21 protein-coding genes are annotated in these 17793 nt (G+C 38.7%); 18 read left to right on the top strand and 3 right to left on the bottom strand.

The window, feature by feature from the left end; all coding sequences use genetic code 11:
* Window positions 1-6: 6 nt before the first annotated feature.
* The 13 genes from T479_RS16585 (at window position 7) to T479_RS16525 (ending at window position 10544) form a co-directional block, all read left to right on the top strand.
* On the top strand, window positions 7-1095 hold the full coding sequence (locus tag T479_RS16585) for a M42 family metallopeptidase (RefSeq protein WP_025220293.1): 1089 nt from the start codon (window positions 7-9) through the stop codon (window positions 1093-1095).
* A gap of 196 nt (window positions 1096-1291) precedes the next feature.
* Window positions 1292-1774, top strand: a complete 483-nt coding sequence (locus T479_RS16580) for a DUF2975 domain-containing protein (protein ID WP_024363831.1) — start codon at window positions 1292-1294, stop codon at window positions 1772-1774.
* A gap of 42 nt (window positions 1775-1816) precedes the next feature.
* Entirely contained in the window at window positions 1817-1990 is a 174-nt protein-coding gene (locus T479_RS24360) for a DUF2975 domain-containing protein (RefSeq protein WP_346265259.1), read from the top strand.
* A gap of 113 nt (window positions 1991-2103) precedes the next feature.
* Entirely contained in the window at window positions 2104-2319 is a 216-nt protein-coding gene (locus T479_RS16570; protein ID WP_024363833.1) for a helix-turn-helix domain-containing protein, read from the top strand.
* A 295-nt stretch (window positions 2320-2614) separates the two neighbouring features.
* Window positions 2615-3580 carry an ornithine carbamoyltransferase gene (gene argF / locus T479_RS16565; protein ID WP_024363834.1) on the top strand — a complete coding sequence of 322 codons (966 nt, stop codon included), beginning with the start codon at window positions 2615-2617 and terminating at the stop codon, window positions 3578-3580.
* Window positions 3581-3882: 302 nt separating this feature from the next.
* On the top strand, window positions 3883-4779 hold the full coding sequence (locus T479_RS16560; protein ID WP_025220292.1) for a LysR family transcriptional regulator: 897 nt from the start codon (window positions 3883-3885) through the stop codon (window positions 4777-4779).
* Window positions 4780-4979: 200 nt separating this feature from the next.
* Entirely contained in the window at window positions 4980-6308 is a 1329-nt protein-coding gene (locus tag T479_RS16555; protein WP_025220291.1) for an LLM class flavin-dependent oxidoreductase, read from the top strand.
* 47 nt (window positions 6309-6355) lie between these two features.
* Entirely contained in the window at window positions 6356-7369 is a 1014-nt protein-coding gene (locus T479_RS16550; RefSeq protein ID WP_025220290.1) for an LLM class flavin-dependent oxidoreductase, read from the top strand.
* Window positions 7370-7384: 15 nt separating this feature from the next.
* Window positions 7385-7663, top strand: a complete 279-nt coding sequence (locus tag T479_RS16545; protein WP_025220289.1) for a glutaredoxin family protein — start codon at window positions 7385-7387, stop codon at window positions 7661-7663.
* Window positions 7664-7679: 16 nt separating this feature from the next.
* On the top strand, window positions 7680-8504 hold the full coding sequence (locus T479_RS16540) for a transporter substrate-binding domain-containing protein (RefSeq protein WP_024363839.1): 825 nt from the start codon (window positions 7680-7682) through the stop codon (window positions 8502-8504).
* A gap of 24 nt (window positions 8505-8528) precedes the next feature.
* A complete protein-coding gene (locus tag T479_RS16535) occupies window positions 8529-9230 on the top strand; it encodes an amino acid ABC transporter permease (RefSeq protein WP_025220288.1) in 702 nt (233 codons plus the stop codon).
* Window positions 9231-9242: 12 nt separating this feature from the next.
* A complete protein-coding gene (locus tag T479_RS16530; protein ID WP_025220287.1) occupies window positions 9243-9950 on the top strand; it encodes an amino acid ABC transporter permease in 708 nt (235 codons plus the stop codon).
* 81 nt (window positions 9951-10031) lie between these two features.
* Window positions 10032-10544: a GNAT family N-acetyltransferase gene (locus T479_RS16525; RefSeq protein ID WP_024363842.1), complete on the top strand. Its 513-nt coding sequence runs from the start codon at window positions 10032-10034 to the stop codon at window positions 10542-10544.
* A 46-nt stretch (window positions 10545-10590) separates the two neighbouring features.
* Here the strand turns inward: T479_RS16525 and T479_RS16520 are convergent, their stop codons facing one another.
* Together T479_RS16520 and T479_RS16515 are read right to left on the bottom strand one after the other, a co-directional pair.
* The gene (locus T479_RS16520) at window positions 10591-11199 is read right to left on the bottom strand and encodes a hypothetical protein (RefSeq protein ID WP_025220286.1); all 609 of its coding nucleotides are present in this window, start codon (window positions 11197-11199) and stop codon (window positions 10591-10593) included.
* On the bottom strand, window positions 11196-11831 hold the full coding sequence (locus T479_RS16515; protein WP_025220285.1) for a hypothetical protein: 636 nt from the start codon (window positions 11829-11831) through the stop codon (window positions 11196-11198). Before T479_RS16515 ends, T479_RS16520 begins: the two co-directional genes overlap by 4 nt.
* Before the next feature lie 239 nt (window positions 11832-12070).
* Between T479_RS16515 and T479_RS16510 the strand changes: the two genes are divergently transcribed.
* Genes T479_RS16510 through T479_RS16490 form a run of 5 tightly spaced genes read left to right on the top strand, consistent with a single transcriptional unit; the run spans window position 12071 to window position 16284 of the window.
* Window positions 12071-12703: a hypothetical protein gene (locus T479_RS16510; RefSeq protein ID WP_025220284.1), complete on the top strand. Its 633-nt coding sequence runs from the start codon at window positions 12071-12073 to the stop codon at window positions 12701-12703.
* On the top strand, window positions 12700-13302 hold the full coding sequence (locus T479_RS16505; protein ID WP_227665369.1) for a hypothetical protein: 603 nt from the start codon (window positions 12700-12702) through the stop codon (window positions 13300-13302). Before T479_RS16510 ends, T479_RS16505 begins: the two co-directional genes overlap by 4 nt.
* Window positions 13299-14438: an ABC transporter substrate-binding protein gene (locus T479_RS16500; protein ID WP_025220282.1), complete on the top strand. Its 1140-nt coding sequence runs from the start codon at window positions 13299-13301 to the stop codon at window positions 14436-14438. Before T479_RS16505 ends, T479_RS16500 begins: the two co-directional genes overlap by 4 nt.
* Before the next feature lie 14 nt (window positions 14439-14452).
* The gene (locus T479_RS16495; RefSeq protein WP_025220281.1) at window positions 14453-15451 is read left to right on the top strand and encodes a FecCD family ABC transporter permease; all 999 of its coding nucleotides are present in this window, start codon (window positions 14453-14455) and stop codon (window positions 15449-15451) included.
* The gene (locus T479_RS16490; RefSeq protein ID WP_025220280.1) at window positions 15451-16284 is read left to right on the top strand and encodes an ABC transporter ATP-binding protein; all 834 of its coding nucleotides are present in this window, start codon (window positions 15451-15453) and stop codon (window positions 16282-16284) included. Before T479_RS16495 ends, T479_RS16490 begins: the two co-directional genes overlap by 1 nt.
* A gap of 80 nt (window positions 16285-16364) precedes the next feature.
* Here T479_RS16490 and T479_RS16485 read toward each other — a convergent pair whose 3' ends face one another.
* Window positions 16365-17744: an FAD-binding oxidoreductase gene (locus T479_RS16485; protein WP_025220279.1), complete on the bottom strand. Its 1380-nt coding sequence runs from the start codon at window positions 17742-17744 to the stop codon at window positions 16365-16367.
* Between the last annotated feature and the right edge of the window lie 49 nt (window positions 17745-17793).

Raw genomic sequence — 17793 nt, 5'->3', positions numbered from 1 at the left:
AAAAGGATGACACAACTAGATTCAACTTTGCAAATGTTTAAAGATTTAACAGATGCGAACGGCATTGCAGGTAACGAGCGTGCACCACGCGAAGTTATGAAAAAATACATCGCACCATACGCAGATGCTGTAGAAACAGATCATTTAGGGAGCGTCATCGCTAAAAAAGTAGGCGATGAAAGCGGCCCTAAAATTATGGTAGCAGGCCATTTAGATGAAGTAGGCTTTATGGTCACTCAAATCGATGATAAAGGATTCATCAAATTCCAAACAGTGGGTGGTTGGTGGAGCCAAGTAATGCTTGCGCAACGCGTGACAATTACAACACGCAAAGGTGAAGAAATTATTGGGGTAATCGGTTCTAAACCACCTCATATTTTACCAGCCGATGTACGTAACAAAGTAGTAGACATTAAAGATATGTTTATCGACGTGGGTGCTGCTTCTAAAGAAGAAGTACTTGAATGGGGAGTATGTCCTGGTGACATGGTAACACCTTATTTCGAATTCAATGTAATGAAAAATGAGAAGTATTTATTAGCAAAAGCATGGGATAACCGTATTGGCTGTGCGATTGCCATTGATGTCATGAAGGCATTAAAAGATGAAAAACATCCAAATATCCTATATTCTGTAGGGAACGTACAAGAAGAAGTAGGTCTTCGTGGTGCGAAAACAGCAACTCATAAAATTCAACCAGATATCGGTTTTGCTGTTGATGTTGGTGTTGCAGGTGATACGCCAGGGGTAACACCGAAAGAATCGACTAGTAAAATGGGTGCAGGTCCACAAATCGTTGTCTACGATGCATCTATGGTTTCACACCGTGGTTTACGTGAATTTGTTTTAGATGTGGCGGATGAAAATAACATTCCATATCAATTTGAAGCAATGGCTGGTGGCGGCACAGACGCTGGTTCTATCCATGTTACAGCTAATGGTGTACCTGCTTTATCAATCGGTATCGCGACACGCTATATCCACTCACACGCAGGGATTTTACACCGTGATGACTACGATAACGCTGTGAAGTTAATGGTTGAAGTGATCAAAAAATTAGACCGCGATGCAGTAAACAAAATAACATTTGATTAATCATGCTATAATGCAGTTTAGCCTTCTAACAATTTGTTAGAAGGTTTTTTTATATTTTAGCATGCCCTAGAGATACGGGTGGATCTTCTTGCAGTGGATAGAAAGGGATTGTGAAATGGAAATCAATGTTTATTTATTGTAATACGATAAATATTGTATTAAAATCATATTGAATATAAACCAATGAGGTGTTTTTATGAAAATAGCAACAACTTTGTTTTTAAAAATAGCGGTCATACTTATGGCTATCCCAGTTTTAGCACTGTGTATTTTGCTGGTACCGGAACTAGGGACGCTTTCAGAAAAGTTATTACCTGCGTTTTCTTCAATACAATATATCGTATCGATTATTTTGTATGCATCTTCCATTCCGTTTTACTTTGCTTTGTATCAGGCGTTTCAACTATTACGCTACATTGATCAAAACAAAGCCTTCTCGGAACTTTCTGTAAAATCTTTAAAGAAGATTAAATATTGTGCCATTATCATTAGTAGTTTACATGTCCTGATTTTGCCACTTTTTTACCTTTTTGCTGAGAAAGACGATGCACCAGGTGTGATTTTTGTTGGATTGCTTGTACCATTTGCCTCTATGGTGATAGCAGTATTTGCTGCTGTTCTTCAACGACTTTTACAAGAAGCGGTCGAAATTAAATCCGAAAACGACTTAGTTGTTTGAGGAAAGTAACTTAGCATTACCAACGCTTTTTCGGAGCAACTTATGTATTTGCTTTATAGTAATGCATATAAGCTGTTGCTTGGCATTGCTAGGAACAAGACATGTTCAGAAGTATCAGTTAAGGCTTTAAAAGTAATCAAGTTCTGTGCTATTGTTATCAGTGCTTTTGTTGTAGCGGGAATTCTCGTTGTTGCGATATTTATTAAAGGTGATTGAGTGGAACTGCTGGCATTCGAGTGTCATCACAATCTGAGGTTTTCCCAAACACTTGTATAAAGAAATCGTAGACATAAAATCGGAAAATGATTGAATAGTGTGAGGTTGAGGATATGGCGATTATTATTAACATCGATGTGATGTTAGCTAAACGAAAAATGAGCGTAACAGAGCTTTCGGAAAAGGTTGGCATAACAATGGCGAATCTTTCTATTTTAAAAAATGGAAAGGCAAAAGCAATTCGATTAACTACTTTAGAGTCGATTTGCAAGGCGTTAGACTGTCAGCCTGGCGATATTTTAGAATATCGAAGTGATGCCGAAGAGTAGTAGAATATTTTAGAATAGCTTTAAATAACTGCATAAGTGTGACCAGAGCAGGCCTTCGGGTAGGCTCTTTTTTTTATGGCAACAAAACAGGTTATATGAAATGATTATCAATGTAACTACGGCAGTAGTATGTTGACAATACGTTGCGTATGCATAAATATTCAAATAGACGTATTTTTGTCACAAATAACTGATGAATTCTAATTTTTGAAAATAAACATAAAAATTCAGTTGATTTTATATTTATGCATGTGTATACTAAGTTCAACAGTAACAAAAGCAAGGAGCGAAGGCTATGAAATTATTAGAAGAGGTACAGTTAAAGTTAGTGTCAAGCTTAAAAGGGAAAGACTTACTAACTTTGCTAGACTATACAAGTGAAGAAGTTCAACAGTTAGTTGCACTATCGTCTCAACTAAAAATAATTACAAAAGAAGGTAAATGTCCGAAATTACTTGAAGGTAAAACACTCGGAATGATTTTTGAAAAACATTCAACGCGTACTCGTATTTCATTTGAAGTAGGCATGGAACAATTGGGCGGTAAAGGTATGTTTATGCATGCGCGTGATTTGCAGATTGGACGCGGTGAATCAATTTATGATACTGCACATGTGTTATCAGGTTATTTAGATGGCATTATGATTCGTGCAAACTCTCATGCAATGGTTAAAGAACTAGCCGAGCATGCTACGATCCCTGTTATTAATGGTTTAACGGATATTTATCATCCTTGTCAGGCATTAGCAGATTTAGAAACAATCTTTGAAAATAAAGGTGAATTACAAGGTCTTAAAATTGCCTATGTTGGAGATGGCAACAATGTAGCGCACTCATTAGTAGTTGCTTCTGCACATGTAGGGATGCATGTAGCTGTTGCAACGCCTGTTGGCTATGAATGCGATGCGGAAGTTATCGCAAAAGCACAAAAGATTGCAGAGAAAAACGGTAGTACCATTACGATTACAAATGATCCTGTAACAGCAGTCCAAGATGCAGATGTGGTATACGCAGATGTTTGGACATCAATGGGGCAAGAAGAGGAAGCTGCAAAACGTTTACAAGATTTTGCTGGTTATCAAATCAACGATGAACTTGTTGCACATGCAAAGCCAGACTATATGTTCTTACATTGCTTACCAGCTCATCGCGAAGAAGAAGTGGCAACATCAGTTATAGATGGCCCTAATTCTTACATCTTTGAGCAAGCAGAAAATAGACTTCATGCTCAAAAAGCTGTTCTAGCTTCTATTATGGCTTAACGTTAGGCTAGATGACTTTCTTATGGAGAGTTGCTATATAGAGAGTTCACATTGACAACAGTGGGTGTCATCTGTGAATAACATAAAGCGGCATACAGACAGAGGGATGTAGCTGCGCGCGATGTACGTTGTCAAGATGGATGACCTCATCGCTACATAGTGAAAGTAACCTGGGAGACGCTGGGTTGCTTTTTTTTTATTCAAATGGTTATTGATAATAACATAGTTTTCCAATCAATTATAGAGAAAATTGATGGATATCTATATAATAGGAACAATACGAAATTTTAGGAGGGCTTTATTTGAACATTGATCATATCGAGGCATTTTTATATGTTGTCCATTATAAAAGCATTCATAAGGCTGCCAATGCATTGTTTTTATCACAGCCAACAGTTACAGCTCGTATCAAATCATTGGAACGTGAGTTAAACGTTGAATTATTTTATCGTGATGCAAGAAGTGTCATTTTATCAGAGAAAGGAAAAGATTTTTTACCATTTGCCACACAGATTGTGCAAACATTTCAGCAAGGGAAAAAGCAATTGCAGGAAACGCAAACAACAAATGAAGTATGTATTGGCACGAACGGTGTGACAGCCCAATATTTTTTGGCATATGCCTTACCTAAATGGAAGGAAAGCTTTCCTCACATGCGCTTTCAAATCATCACAGGTCCTACAACAATCCTGTTAGAAAAATTACAGAGTCACCAAATTGATATAGGGTTTATGCAATATGTGCATCGACAAGGAGTATGCAATGAGTTGTTATTAAGCAATGCAGTAAAGCTCGTTATGCATCGGGACCATACTTTGACACAAGGAGTCGTTTTAAAGGCAAAAGAATTAGCGCAGCAAAAAATGGTGTTTTTTGAATGTGGCGCATTTGATTGGAACTATGTCCATAAAATGTTCGAGGTAGAAGGCGTATCGGCAAATATTGAAGTGCGAACAGACCATTTAGAAGTAGCGAAGGCATTTATTCGAACGAAAGGTTATATGAGCTTTTTGCCACATCTATGTGTGAAAAACGAGCTTGAAAGTGGCGAGTTTGTTGAGATTGATGTGAAGCATTTACTCGATATGAACCAGCATATTTTTTTAACTTATTTGAAGAAAGATACACTGGAACCTGCTTTTTGGGACAATATTCTAAATACAGCTATTCAGTTTGAAAATACCCAAACATTTTCATGATAAAAAAATTTATAGCTCAAAAAATTTTTTCTATTATAAGACCTATTGCATAATTGTTTAATGAACGGTAATATCTTCCTCAATCCTATTTTATTTATGCATGTCTGCTTGACAGCATAAGTGAAATATTATTTTTTAACTCAAAACATACTTAACCACTAAGCTTAGTAAAATAAAAATTTTTAAGGAGGAGAACAGGTATGGTGAGACAGGATAAAATTCGATTTGGGGCGATTATTCATGGTGTAGGTGGCAATATTTCAAGCTGGCGACACCCAAAAGTAGCAAGCAATCAAAGTGTTAGCTTGCCGTTTTATATACAACAAGCACAGAAGGCGGAACAAGGGAAGTTTGATGTAGCTTTTATTGCAGATGGTTTATTTATTAATGAAAAGTCAATCCCTCATTTTTTAAATCGTTTTGAGCCGTTAACGTTATTATCGGCACTAGCAGTTTCAACAAATCACATCGGACTTGTAGGAACGGTATCCACTTCATATAGTGAACCATTTACGGTAGCACGACAATTTGCATCACTCGATCATATTAGCAATGGGCGAGCAGGTTGGAATGTGGTGACGACGCCATTAGAGAGCACGGCGTTAAATTATAATAAAACGATTGACCAGCATCCTAGCCATGCGGAACGTTACCAAATTGCTGAGGAATACTTAGAGGTGACAAAGGGACTTTGGGACTCATGGGATGATGATGCTTTTATAGCAGATGTGGAAAATGACGTGTTTTTCGATCCAGCAAAGCTACACACCTTACAACATAAGGGGAAATACTTTTCGGTACAAGGCCCACTCAATATTGCGCGCTCAAAACAAGGGCAACCTGTTATTTTCCAAGCAGGGTCCTCGGATGCAGGTATCCGCTTAGCCGCAAAGGATGCGGATGCCATATTTACGCATGGTGCATCGCTCGAAGAAGCACAGAAGTTTTATAAAAGAGTAAAAACGGCGGTTGCAGAAGTTGGACGAAATCCTGATGAAGTGAAGATTTTCCCAGGAATATCACCTATTATCGGGGACACAATCGAAGAAGCCGAGGCAAAGTATCAGGAAATAGTAGAGCTTGTTTCCATTGAACGTGCACTTGCCTATCTTGGTCGTTATTTTGATCATCATGATTTTACTCAGTATGATGTGGATGCATTATTCCCAGAGCTAGGTGACATTGGAGCAAATAGCTTCCGTAGCACGACAGATTATATTAAAACCTATGCTAAAGAAGAAGGGCTCACACTTCGTCAAGTAGCATTACGTGAAGCTACACCGAAAACGACATTTTTTGGTACTGCTGAACACATTGCGGATTTAGTACAGGAATGGTTTGAAAAAGAAGCAGCGGATGGCTTTATTGTAGCTGTAACAGTGCCTGATGCACTTGATGATTTTGTCGATAAAGTTGTACCCATTTTGCAGTCACGAGGTCTATACAGAGAGCAATATGAGGCAGATACATTGCGAGGTAATTTAGGATTACCATTTAAAGAAAGCCGTTATGTCACACAGTCTGTTTAAAAACCAAGTAAACTTATTTGAATAAATATATTTCGAGGAGGTATTGTATGAGTTATTCTTTAGGCATTTTAGACCAAAGTCCAATTATCGACAATGCGACAAACGAGCAAGCATTGCAAAATACAGTCGCTTTAGCACAAAGAGCTGAGCAGTTAGGATATAAGCGTTTTTGGGTGTCAGAACATCATAATACCGATACATTAGCAGGCACTTCACCAGAAGTTTTAGTATCGTATTTACTTGCAAAAACGACCTCAATTCGTATTGGCTCAGGTGGGGTTATGTTACAACATTATAGCCCATACAAAGTGGCAGAAAATTTCCATGTGCTCGCAACGTTAGAACCAGGGAGAGTAGATTTGGGCATTGGAAAAGCACCAGGAGGTCTACCATTGTCTACAAAGGCATTGCAATTTGGCACGCTGAACAATGGGGAGGACTTTGAGGAAAGACTAACGTTTTTACAGCAATTAATGGACAACGCGTTACCATCAGAGCATGAACTAAAAGATGTTCAGGCAACACCTATTCCTAAAGTAAAACCATCGTTATTTTTACTTGGTGCAAGCCCTCAAAGTGCAGCTCTTGCAGGTAAGCTTGGCATTGCCTTTGTCTTTGCTCGCTTTATCAATAGTGATTCGGCAATTTTACAGGAAGCGGCTAAGACCTATCGCACGCATTTCCCAAATGGTCATTTTGCAGTATCAATTGCCGCCTTTGCCGCCCCAACAAAAGAGGAGGCACAGGCATTAGTAGGAGAACAAAAAATTACGAAAGTACATTTGGCAAGTGGTCGTAGTTTGACACTACAATCGGTGGAATTAGCAGAAAAATTTGGGCAGGAATCAGGAGAAGCGTTCACTGTACAGCAGTATGATGCTGATATTTTATACGGTACGCCTGAAGAGATAAAAGCCACATTGGATGCCTTTCACAAGCAATATCAAATTGATGAGTTTATTGTGCATACACCGATTTTAAAGGCATTTGAACGACAGCGATCATTTGAACTATTAAGTCCAGTAAATTTACATTTACAACAACATGAAGCAGTAAGTTAAGGAGGATTATCAAACATGGTAAAAAAGATCGATGTAGTTGTATGGTCAAAGCAAGGTTGTAGCTATTGTGATGAAGTTAAAGCCTATTTACAAGGGCAAGGAATTACCTATAGAACAGTTGATGTTACACATAACGATGCTTTTCGTGACATTCTTGATACAAAGTATGGCGTACGCTATGTGCCAGTAGTAGAGATTGGTTCAAGTGAGGATGGGGTGTACAAAGCCGTTACAGAACTTGGACTTGAACATATTAAGACAGCACTTGCTATTCATTTACCATCGCAAGTTTAGGAAAGGGAGTGATACGATGAGGAAATTAACGTTTTATTTAACATGTGTACTTATGTTATTGTTAACGGCTTGCTCAAGTACAGAAAAATCACAAATAGATAGTAGTAAAGATGCGAAAGCACAAGGTAAAAATAACGTTCAAACAATACTGGTTGGAACAGGTACGCAATTTCCTAATATTTGCTTCCTTGATGATAAGGGGAATTTAACAGGCTACGATGTTGAGCTTGTAAGAGCGATTGATAAAAAGCTACCGGAGTATAATTTTGAATTTAAAACAATGGAATTTTCAAACTTATTACTAAGTTTAGAAACAGGGAAAATTGATTTAATCGCACATCAGATGGAGGTCAATAGTGAACGGGAGGAAAAATTTCTATTTAACAAGGAGCCATATAATGTATTTCCATTACAAGTAACGGTCAATGCGGACAATAATGACATCCAATCGATTGCGGATTTAACAGGCAAAAATGTAAGTGTGTCGCCAACGAGCAACTCTGCTGTTTTTATTGAAAAATATAATAAAGAGCATAATTTAGGGGCAAATATTGTGTACTCCTCTGGATCAGTGGATGTTAATAATCAACTTGCGACAGGCCGTCTTGATGCAATTATTACAACACCATTTGCAGTGAAGTACTATAACGAAAGCAATGAAGCTCAACAAAAAGTAGTGGGTGACGCACTATTAAACTCGAAAGTTTACTTTTTACTAAACAAAGATGAAGTACCTTTACAGGAGCGTATTGATGAGGCGATTAGAGAGCTTAAAACAGAAGGCGTAATTAGCGAGCTTAGTAAAAAGTGGTTAGGTGATGACTATACTGTAGATTTCTAACACATAGGAGAGGATGAGGGAAGTATGGGCAATGATTTTGACTGGATGCTAATAGCGAATGTACTTCCGATATTGCTTCAATATTTACCCGTAACACTGGAGATCTTATTTTTTTCGATTGTTTTTGGCATATTGTTTGGCTTCGTAGCTGCCATACCAAAGCTATTACAAATTCCAATTTTAAAACAAATGGTTACGATTTATATTTCATTTATTCGTGGCACACCTATTTTAATTCAGTTGTTTTTAGTGTTTTACGGTGTACCTGCTCTATTAAAGATGATTCATATTGATGTAACAAGAATGGATGCTATCTATTTTGTCATCATAACGTATACATTCAGTAATGCTGCCTCGTTTGCAGAAATTTTTAGAGCTGCTATTTTAACGATTGACCGTGGGCAATTAGAAGCGGCTTACGCTGTCGGCTTAAATCGAGCGCAAGCATTTTTACGTATTATTTTGCCACAGGCGCTACGTATCGCCTTTCCAAATATGGCGAATACAATGGTTAGCTCGTTAAAGGATACGTCATTGGCATTTTCAATTGGTGTTATGGATATGGTCGGTCGAGGAGAAACGCTGATTGCTTCAACTACAAGAGCATTAGAAATCTATTTGGCACTATCAGTCGTTTATTATGTGATTGTGCTGTTCGCGGAAAAGGTATTGAAACGTAATGAACGCTATCTCAACCGTTATATGAAAGAAGTAGCGATGAGCTAGGGGGAAAGGATAATGACTATCGATGTAGCTTTTATAGGGCACGCTTTACAGGAAATTTTTAAGGTGTTGCCTTTAACTTTGTTTATGACATTTACACCTGTTTGTTTAGGTATTTTAATTGGCATCATCGTCGCCTTTGTTCGCCTAAAACAACTAAAAATACTAGCACCGTTATTAAATTTTTACGTTTCTTTTTTCAGAGGCACACCGATTATTATGCATATTATGCTTATTTACTTTGGAATACCAATTGTTGTAGATGCAATGGCACAAGCATTGAGTTTGGATTTTCAGTCAAATACGATTCCAATTTTATTTTTGGTCTTACTAGCGTTGACGTTAAGTGCAGGGGCTTATGCATCAGAAATTATACGATCCGGTATTTTAGGTGTGCCACAAGGGCAATTAGAAGCGGCGTATGCTGTTGGGCTAACCTTTTCGCAGGCAATGCGACGTTTGATATTACCTCAAGCATTTAGTCAATCCATTCCGAATTTTACAAATGTCTTTATTGGATTTTTGCATGCGACCTCTTTGGCATTTTTTGTCTCAATTAAAGAGTTAACAGGCGCAGCGAATATCGTGGCTTCAGTTAATTTAAAGTTTTTAGAGGCATTTATAGCAGTCGGTTTAATCTATTGGGGTGTTTCAATTGTTGTGGAATGGTTTGCTCACCAAATCGAAAAGAGGGTGACGGCTTATAGTAAGGGAGGCATCTAGTTGTGTGCAATAAGAACGCTGTTCAACGTTTGAGTGCTTATCCAGTTTTCAATCGAAAAAGAAGTGAAAGGAGTGTTGTTTATGACAGTAGCACAAATTGTTATTGAACATTTACGACAAGAAGATTATCCAGCTTATTTGGAAGTGCTAGTGGACAGTTATGCGCAGTATGAGAAAGATTACAAAGACCCAGCGCATTGGGCTCAATATTTACAAGATATTCGGTCGTCTGTTGGCAATCCAAATGCAGAGACAATATTAGTTGCAAAGCGTGAGCAGGAAATTGTAGGAGGCTTGCAACTATTTACAAATGCTGAAAAAGCATACGGTCTTCCTGAACTTGGTATTGAGTCAACGATTGTACGCTTATTAGCAGTTCATCCGAAAGGGAGGGGGCAAGGTGTGGCTAAAAAATTATTACAAGAAAGTTTTGCCTTTGCTCGCAAGCGTCAGGATCAATCTCTCTATTTACATTCTGGTGATATTATGCAAGTTGCGATCAACCTCTATTTATCACTCGGTTTTGTCCGAGACGAGTCAAAAGAGTTTTATAAAGGCGATATCTTGGTGAAAAGCTTCCGCTATGATTTGTAACCAATAACCCGCTGAAAAGTAATCAGCGGGTATTGTTAGGTGTTGCTTAAATCTTTCCAAATGCAAGGTAAGGGAAAAATCCTTCAAAAAACCTTTCTGTGGCGGGCATGAAATAGGAACCAAAGTGGAAATCTGGGTCTAGTGTTGTAATAATCCATTTTCCAGCGTTGGAGTGTGCATCTATATAAAGCACCGCACCACCGTCTTCTGTAGAAATTAAAATATCTGCATGCTCTGGTGGCCAAAAAACACCATGTTGATGCCATGTACAATCAGCTAAAGTGAGGTAACCATTGAACAATGGATGAGCTGGATTTTGCAGGACTAAGCCGCTAGAAGCATCTTTATCAAGCCACCACCAGAAGTTTGTTGGTCGTTCTTCCCATTGCTGCGCAGGTATCCAATTCCAAGGTTGTGGGCCAAAAGCAACGATAATGCCACCGTTTTCCGCAAATTTGTGGATTTTCGCAGCGCTTGTTAACAATAATTGATAGTTTAATTGGGAGGGGACAATTAGGACATCGAGGTCGTCAATATCGGTTTTTAAAAAATCTGGATGGTAAATAAGCTTTGCAATAAATTGCTTAAATTTTGGTTCGTGGAACGTACGATAATGTGCTTCATTCCCACTGTAAATTACGCCAATTTTTCTCATTGACCATTATCCTCCTTTAAAGCATGAACCTCTGTTTCTAGCCATGCTAAAAACTGTGGGCGGATGCGATCTGTTGATGTATGTTCATCTGCATAACCAAGTAAATCACGGCCGGCATGTACTAAAATCGTACCATTTGTAGAAAAGCGGTCAATGTATGTAACCGGTTTGCCATTTGCAAACGTTAATAAAATTTCAGCGTTTGCAGGTGCATGATGATAGCCTCGAGCAAAAAAGCCTGCAACCCCTTTTTTGAATGTCATATCTTCAGTTGAAACTCCCTCGAAAATCACTGATTGCCCAGTCGGAAATACTTCATAATCTTTAAAGTTTTGGATGTGCTGGGGCATAAACGGACCACATCCTGGCAACCATTGTCGAAATAAATGCCCACAAAAGACAACGATTTTCTTACTTGCTAAAAAGGCAGCAATTTTTTCGCGCTGTAAAAATAACCATTCTTGATCCACAAAATTGGGAATCAAAAGAACGTCCACATTATCTAAATTCGCGTATGGAAAATCATATTGTTCCACGATTTTTGCTTCATTACCTACATCTTTCTGCATACGGCCATTGACACCAAAGGCATGTCCTGGGTCTAGCTTCAGCATTGTAAATGAAATGCTCATCATAATTCCTCCTCGTAACATAACTAATCGTTTAGTCCATTTTGGAAATAATATTAATAAAACAATTAATATGCACTTATATTATTTTTGACCCAAAATATATCTTGAAATAATTGAATATAGTGAAGTGCTCACAAAATCAAATTGACAATGATAATCATTATTAATATACTGTAGTGTATATTCTATTGCAAATGATAATCATTTTCAATATATTTTAAAAGAAAGTAGTGGATGTTTTGAAACCAATTGCTTATGTCGGTATTGATATTCAATTCTCCAGATTATCGGATGAGGATCGCAGACGTGGATTGACATTTTTATATTTATACGATTTACCTTATGCCGATTTACGTGCATATGCAGGCATTATTATAACGAATTTAGTGGAGGAGCAGTTTTTGTTAGAGCATAAAGCAATGCTAGAGCATTATTTAAACCAAGGGGGTGTCATTTTTTCGCTCACCGAGACCTCGTTACCTTGGTTAGTTGGTGTTCCTAACTGGAAGCGTTCTCCGATTCCATTAAAGGATCGTGAAATTGTGATGAAAGAACCTACCCATCCATTGTTTGTGGGGATTGATGCAGATGACATTAACTACCGCAAGGGTGTTAGGGGATTTTTTTCACGCGGATATTTTGAAAAAATTCCGCTGCATGCAGAGATCCTTGTGACAGACCAAAGCGGAGCAGTTATTCTTTATGCTGATTATGATTCAACGAATGGCACGATTTTTGCTGGTGCAGGCACAGATATCTATCGTGTGTTCATTGACGAAGACAATAGCTCTCGTCGATTAAGTGTGCAAATGCTTGCTTGCATTCGGGCGGAATATGCACGCAATCAGGTAAAGGGAGGTCAAGCATTATGATTGGCATTGTCACAAATGGATTGCCATTTCAAAATCGCTTTTTGGCAGAGGAGGAGTTTCGTTATTTATACGATGATCAATTACATATTCGGGAATTACATCGTTATGATTTAGCGAATTACGATACATTAATTTTATCTTGTCGTTTAGATATTCCTCATTTAAAGCGTTATCAATCACAGCTTTTAGCGTTTATTGAGTCAGGCAAACGGCTAGTTATTTTTGGTGAAATTTTGGACCATTGGTTCCCTACGATAGATTGGCAAGACTCCGAAGTGAATTTTAGCTGGTGGGTGCGAAATGGTGGAGACTTGCCTATGACAGCGCACAATAAGACGCATCCTTTATTTAAATACATCACACTACGCGATTTGAAATGGCATTATCATGGCTCATTTTTACCGCCAGAAGGAGCACAGTCTTTACTAGATATTCCGGACGGTCGCTCGCTATTTTATATCGATGATGTGAGTTTTAATGGCGAATTAGTTGTTACAACATTGGATCCTATGTTCCATATTGGGCTAGGGTTTATTGATCAATCAAAACCATTTTTACACGGTATAGCCAAATGGCTTAGAGAGGAAGAAGGACAATGAAAAAATATGGTTATCTTGCAACATTAGCACTAACGGCAATGCTAGTAGCATGTAATGGTCAAGAAGAGGCAGTGACACAGCAACCGTCTGACTCTTCTGCTTCAGAAGTACAAACAACTGCTGAAGAAAAAATAGTGACAGACCAATTAGGACGTGAGGTAACAATACCAGAGAAAATCGAACGTGTTGTGACAGGGGGGATTTTACCTTACTTTTCCACATGGTATGTCGCGACAAACTCGACAAAAGAAATAGTAGGGATGCATCCAAATTCGTATAATGCAGCAAAGAACTCGATTTTAGCGAAAATTTCACCCGACGTGTTACATGCGAAAACGTCATTTGTTCAAAATGGGGAAGTCAATATTGAGGAGTTATTAAAAGTAAATCCTCAATTGTATGTAGAAACGTCAACCGATGAAAATTCGATAAATAAAATTACGGAAGCGGGCATTCCCGTTGTTGGGGTACAAACCATTGATGCGGCTGCTGCCGAACCGTTAGCAACATTTAACAGTTGGCTAACATTAACGAGTCAAATAACAGGAACGACTAATCGGGCAGACCGTTTTTTACAAGAAGGTAATAAAGTGCAATCTGAACTTGATGCTACATTGAAGGATGTAACAAAAGCGAATAAGCCACGTGCATTAATATTATTTATGCATAATGATAAATCCATTACGGTAGGTGGTAGTAAATTTTTTGGCAATCAATGGCTAAATGCAACGGGTGCGATAGATGTTGCTGAACAAGATGTACAAGGAAGAAAAGAAGTCAACATGGAACAAATTTACGCTTGGAATCCAGACATTATTTACATTACGAACTTTACCGAAACACAACCAGTGGATTTACTAAAAAATAAAGTAAATGGACAGGATTGGAGTCAAGTAAAGGCTGTGCAAGATGGCAAGGTTTATAAAATTCCACTCGGTATTTACCGTTGGTTCCCACCAAGTGGCGATGCACCGCTCATGCTAAAATGGATGGCGCAAAAAAATCACCCCGAGTTATTTACGTATAGGATTGAAGATGAAATTAAAACGTATTACAAAGACTTCTACGAATTTGACGTAACAGATGAAGAAATTCACGATATATTAAATCCTTCTTCTGACGCGGCAAAATATTAAGGATTGATGGTTAGATGAAAAAATGGATTGTTGCATTGTTATGGTTGCTACCAATAATTGTAGCCATCGTTTCACTCGGTGTTGGTCGTTTTGAAGTGGGGCTAGACCATATTATAAAAATATTAACATCACAAGTGTTTCCACTTGAACAAACTTGGACGAAGATGGAAGAGACCGTTGTTATGAATGTTCGGTTACCGCGTATTTTGCTTGCGCTATTAATTGGCGGGGGCTTAGCGATAGCAGGTGCAGGTTTCCAAGGTATGTTTGGTAATCCATTAGTATCACCAGATATTTTAGGTGTTTCAGCTGGTGCAGGTTTTGGGGCATCTTTAGGGATTTTATTATTTGGTCAAAACTTTTCGGCACAAATAATGGCACTTCTTTTTGGTCTGGGTGCAATTGGTTTTACATTTTTAGTGGCAGGAGCAAGAAAAAATGCGCCTATTTTTATGTTCGTTTTGGCTGGTGTCGTTACATCAGCACTTTTTAATGCGTTGATTTCCCTTATAAAATTTGTTGCAGATCCGGAAGAAAAACTACCAGCCATTACCTATTGGCTAATGGGCAGTTTGGGCACAGCGACCTATAAGGATTTATTAATCGGTGGTCCGCTTATCCTTATAGGTATTCTGATTTTGTATGTACTGCGTTGGCGATTAAATATTTTAACATTGCCAGAGGATGAAGCAAAGTCAATGGGGATTCCAGTTGCGCGCTTAAAATGGTTCGTTATATTTGGTGCCACTCTTATTACAGCAGCCTCTGTGGCTGTGGCGGGCATTGTGGGCTGGGTTGGTTTAATTATTCCCCATGTTGCACGCATGCTTGTTGGTAACAACAATCAATATGTTCTACCTGTATCTGTTGCAATCGGCAGTGTGTATTTATTAATAATTGATGATTTAGCACGCTCAATAACGGCAACAGAAATTCCATTATCTATTTTAACAGCTATTATTGGTGCACCATTCTTTGCTTATTTATTACGTCGTTCAGGAGGTGGCTGGTGATGAAAATCGAAGTGGTCGGCGGCAATTATTATTATGAGCAACGTCGTTCAAAAATGCCTAATTTATATGCTAAAGATATTCATTTCACCTTAGCGTCTGGTGAAATAATGGCTATTCTTGGCCCGAACGGTGCGGGGAAAACGACCATGCTGAAGTGTATTACAGGGCTTCTAGAGTGGAAAACAGGCAAGACGATGATTGATGGTAAACCTCTTGCAGCAATGAATCGAAAAGAGCTATGGAAGCGGGTCGGTTATGTGCCGCAAGCGCATAAGATGGTATTTGGTTTTACAGTAGAGGAGCTTGTTGTCATGGGGCGTGCTCCGTATATTAGTACATTGGCACAGCCTTCAGCAAAGGATATGGAAGCGGCGCATATGGCACTGAAGACGATTGGAATAGAACACCTTGCTAAAAAATCATGTAATGAAATTAGTGGTGGAGAGCTACAGTTGGCTTTAATTGCACGTACGCTCGTATCAAATCCTGAAGTGTTAATTTTGGATGAACCTGAATCACATTTAGATATTCAAAAGCAAATTGTCATATTGCAAACAATCAAACGCTTATCACAGGAGCGAGGAATCTCTTGTATTATTAATACACACTATCCGAACCACGCCTTTTACCTTGCAGATCGTGTGCTAATGACTGCGAAAGAAAAAGATGTTGTTTACGGCAATGTACAAGAGGTCATGACAGAGTCTCGGATGAAGGAGTTTTTTGGCATTGAGCTGAAAAAAATCATTTACGAAGAAGAAGATTATCTCGTCGAAACAATGGTTCCACGTGCACTTGGTACAGAACGTGAAACAGGTGCCTGTCACCTTTAATCACGTTAAAAACACGACCTTCTCCTTAGTTGGAGGGGTCGTGTTTTTTCTCAATTAATGAAAGTGAAAATATATCGCTACTACAAGTTGAAAATTTTCCCTGGATTCATAATATTATGTGGGTCAAGTGCTGCCTTAATGCTTTTCATAACAAGTAATGAGGCACCGTGCTCCATTGATTGATATTTCATCTTCCCAATCCCTACACCATGTTCTCCTGTACAAGTTCCACCGCGAAGCAATGCATACTGTACAATATGTTCGTTAAAACGGTCAGCTTGAGCCTGTTCCTGTGCATTCGTTGGGTCTAACATTAATAGAGCATGGAAATTGCCGTCTCCGACATGTCCGACAATGCCTCCTACTAGACCGACAGTATTTAATTGTTCGCGTGCATAGAGTATCGTTTCTGCCAATTTTGAAATCGGTACACATACGTCAGTTGACATTAGTTTTTTACCAGGGTACGCATGAATATATGCATAGGCTAAAGAATGACGTGCCTCCCACAGCTTATTGCGTGCTGCATTGTCTTGTTCAAATTGGACACTCTTACAGCCGAAATCCTCAAAGATTTCTGTAGCAAATTCAATATCTGCACGCATACCTGCATCGTTGCCGTGGAATTCTAAAAATAGCGTAGGTTTTTCATCATACGTTGTTTCATTATAAATATTCACTTGTGTAATAGAAGCTTCATCGACTAGTTCAACGCGACCAACGGAGATGCCAGCCTGTAATAATGCGGCTACTGCACTGACAGCATCGCCCACTGTTTCAAAGACAGCACGGCCAGCAGTCACGAATTCTGGAATACCGTAAACTTGCAATGTCAGCTCTGTAAAGCATCCTAACGTACCTTCTGAACCAACAAATAAACCGTTCAAATGATAGCCAGAAGAAGATTTCGCTGCTAAGTTGCCCGTATGAATTACAGTTCCGTCAGCAAGTACTACTTCTAAATCCCGTACTTGGTCGCGCATTACACCGTAACGAACTGCTGTCGTACCGCTGGCGTTTGTTGCAGCCATACCACCAAGTGTCGCATCTGCTCCAGGATCTACCGTAAATTGTAGCCCATGTTTTTTAAGTTCTTTATTTAATTGTGCACGTGTCACACCTGGTTGCACTTTCACTAATAAATCTTCTGGACGAATCTCTAAAATTGCATTCATTTCAGAAAAATCGATAGATATCCCTTTTTCAATCGGAATAGCATTGCCTTCTAAACTTGAGCCAACACCAAATGGGACAACGGGTATAAGATTAGCATGTGCGATTTTCATGATGGCACTTACGTCTCCTGTAGAACGTGGGAAGACGACGATATCAGGTAAATTCATCGCATGATGAGATTCATCTTTGCCATGTAGTTCTCGTATTGTGTCGTTTGTCGACACTTGCTCATCCGATAATACCTCTCTAAGTTGATTTACTAGTAGCTCTATTGCAACAGTCATTCCAATCCCTCCAAACTTTCTGATAAATCTAATTTATCATGCGATTAGT

It is taken from the genome of Lysinibacillus sphaericus, from assembly GCF_000600105.1.
Taxonomy (GTDB): domain Bacteria; phylum Bacillota; class Bacilli; order Bacillales_A; family Planococcaceae; genus Lysinibacillus; species Lysinibacillus sphaericus.
This window is presented reverse-complemented; position numbering and strand designations above follow the sequence as displayed.

Coding starts and splice junctions, on each gene's coding strand:
- T479_RS16490 (WP_025220280.1), top strand. CDS start 15,451: ATGAAAATCGAAGTGGTCGGCGGCAATTATTATTATGAGCAACGTCGT.
- T479_RS16520 (WP_025220286.1), bottom strand. CDS start 11,199: ATGAGAAAAATTGGCGTAATTTACAGTGGGAATGAAGCACATTATCGT.
- T479_RS16525 (WP_024363842.1), top strand. CDS start 10,032: ATGACAGTAGCACAAATTGTTATTGAACATTTACGACAAGAAGATTAT.
- T479_RS16505 (WP_227665369.1), top strand. CDS start 12,700: ATGATTGGCATTGTCACAAATGGATTGCCATTTCAAAATCGCTTTTTG.
- T479_RS16550 (WP_025220290.1), top strand. CDS start 6,356: ATGAGTTATTCTTTAGGCATTTTAGACCAAAGTCCAATTATCGACAAT.
- T479_RS16530 (WP_025220287.1), top strand. CDS start 9,243: ATGACTATCGATGTAGCTTTTATAGGGCACGCTTTACAGGAAATTTTT.
- T479_RS16535 (WP_025220288.1), top strand. CDS start 8,529: ATGGGCAATGATTTTGACTGGATGCTAATAGCGAATGTACTTCCGATA.
- T479_RS16585 (WP_025220293.1), top strand. CDS start 7: ATGACACAACTAGATTCAACTTTGCAAATGTTTAAAGATTTAACAGAT.
- T479_RS16515 (WP_025220285.1), bottom strand. CDS start 11,831: ATGAGCATTTCATTTACAATGCTGAAGCTAGACCCAGGACATGCCTTT.
- T479_RS16495 (WP_025220281.1), top strand. CDS start 14,453: ATGAAAAAATGGATTGTTGCATTGTTATGGTTGCTACCAATAATTGTA.
- T479_RS16485 (WP_025220279.1), bottom strand. CDS start 17,744: ATGACTGTTGCAATAGAGCTACTAGTAAATCAACTTAGAGAGGTATTA.
- T479_RS16555 (WP_025220291.1), top strand. CDS start 4,980: ATGGTGAGACAGGATAAAATTCGATTTGGGGCGATTATTCATGGTGTA.
- T479_RS16570 (WP_024363833.1), top strand. CDS start 2,104: ATGGCGATTATTATTAACATCGATGTGATGTTAGCTAAACGAAAAATG.
- T479_RS24360 (WP_346265259.1), top strand. CDS start 1,817: ATGTATTTGCTTTATAGTAATGCATATAAGCTGTTGCTTGGCATTGCT.
- T479_RS16540 (WP_024363839.1), top strand. CDS start 7,680: ATGAGGAAATTAACGTTTTATTTAACATGTGTACTTATGTTATTGTTA.
- T479_RS16580 (WP_024363831.1), top strand. CDS start 1,292: ATGAAAATAGCAACAACTTTGTTTTTAAAAATAGCGGTCATACTTATG.
- argF (WP_024363834.1), top strand. CDS start 2,615: ATGAAATTATTAGAAGAGGTACAGTTAAAGTTAGTGTCAAGCTTAAAA.
- T479_RS16545 (WP_025220289.1), top strand. CDS start 7,385: ATGGTAAAAAAGATCGATGTAGTTGTATGGTCAAAGCAAGGTTGTAGC.
- T479_RS16500 (WP_025220282.1), top strand. CDS start 13,299: ATGAAAAAATATGGTTATCTTGCAACATTAGCACTAACGGCAATGCTA.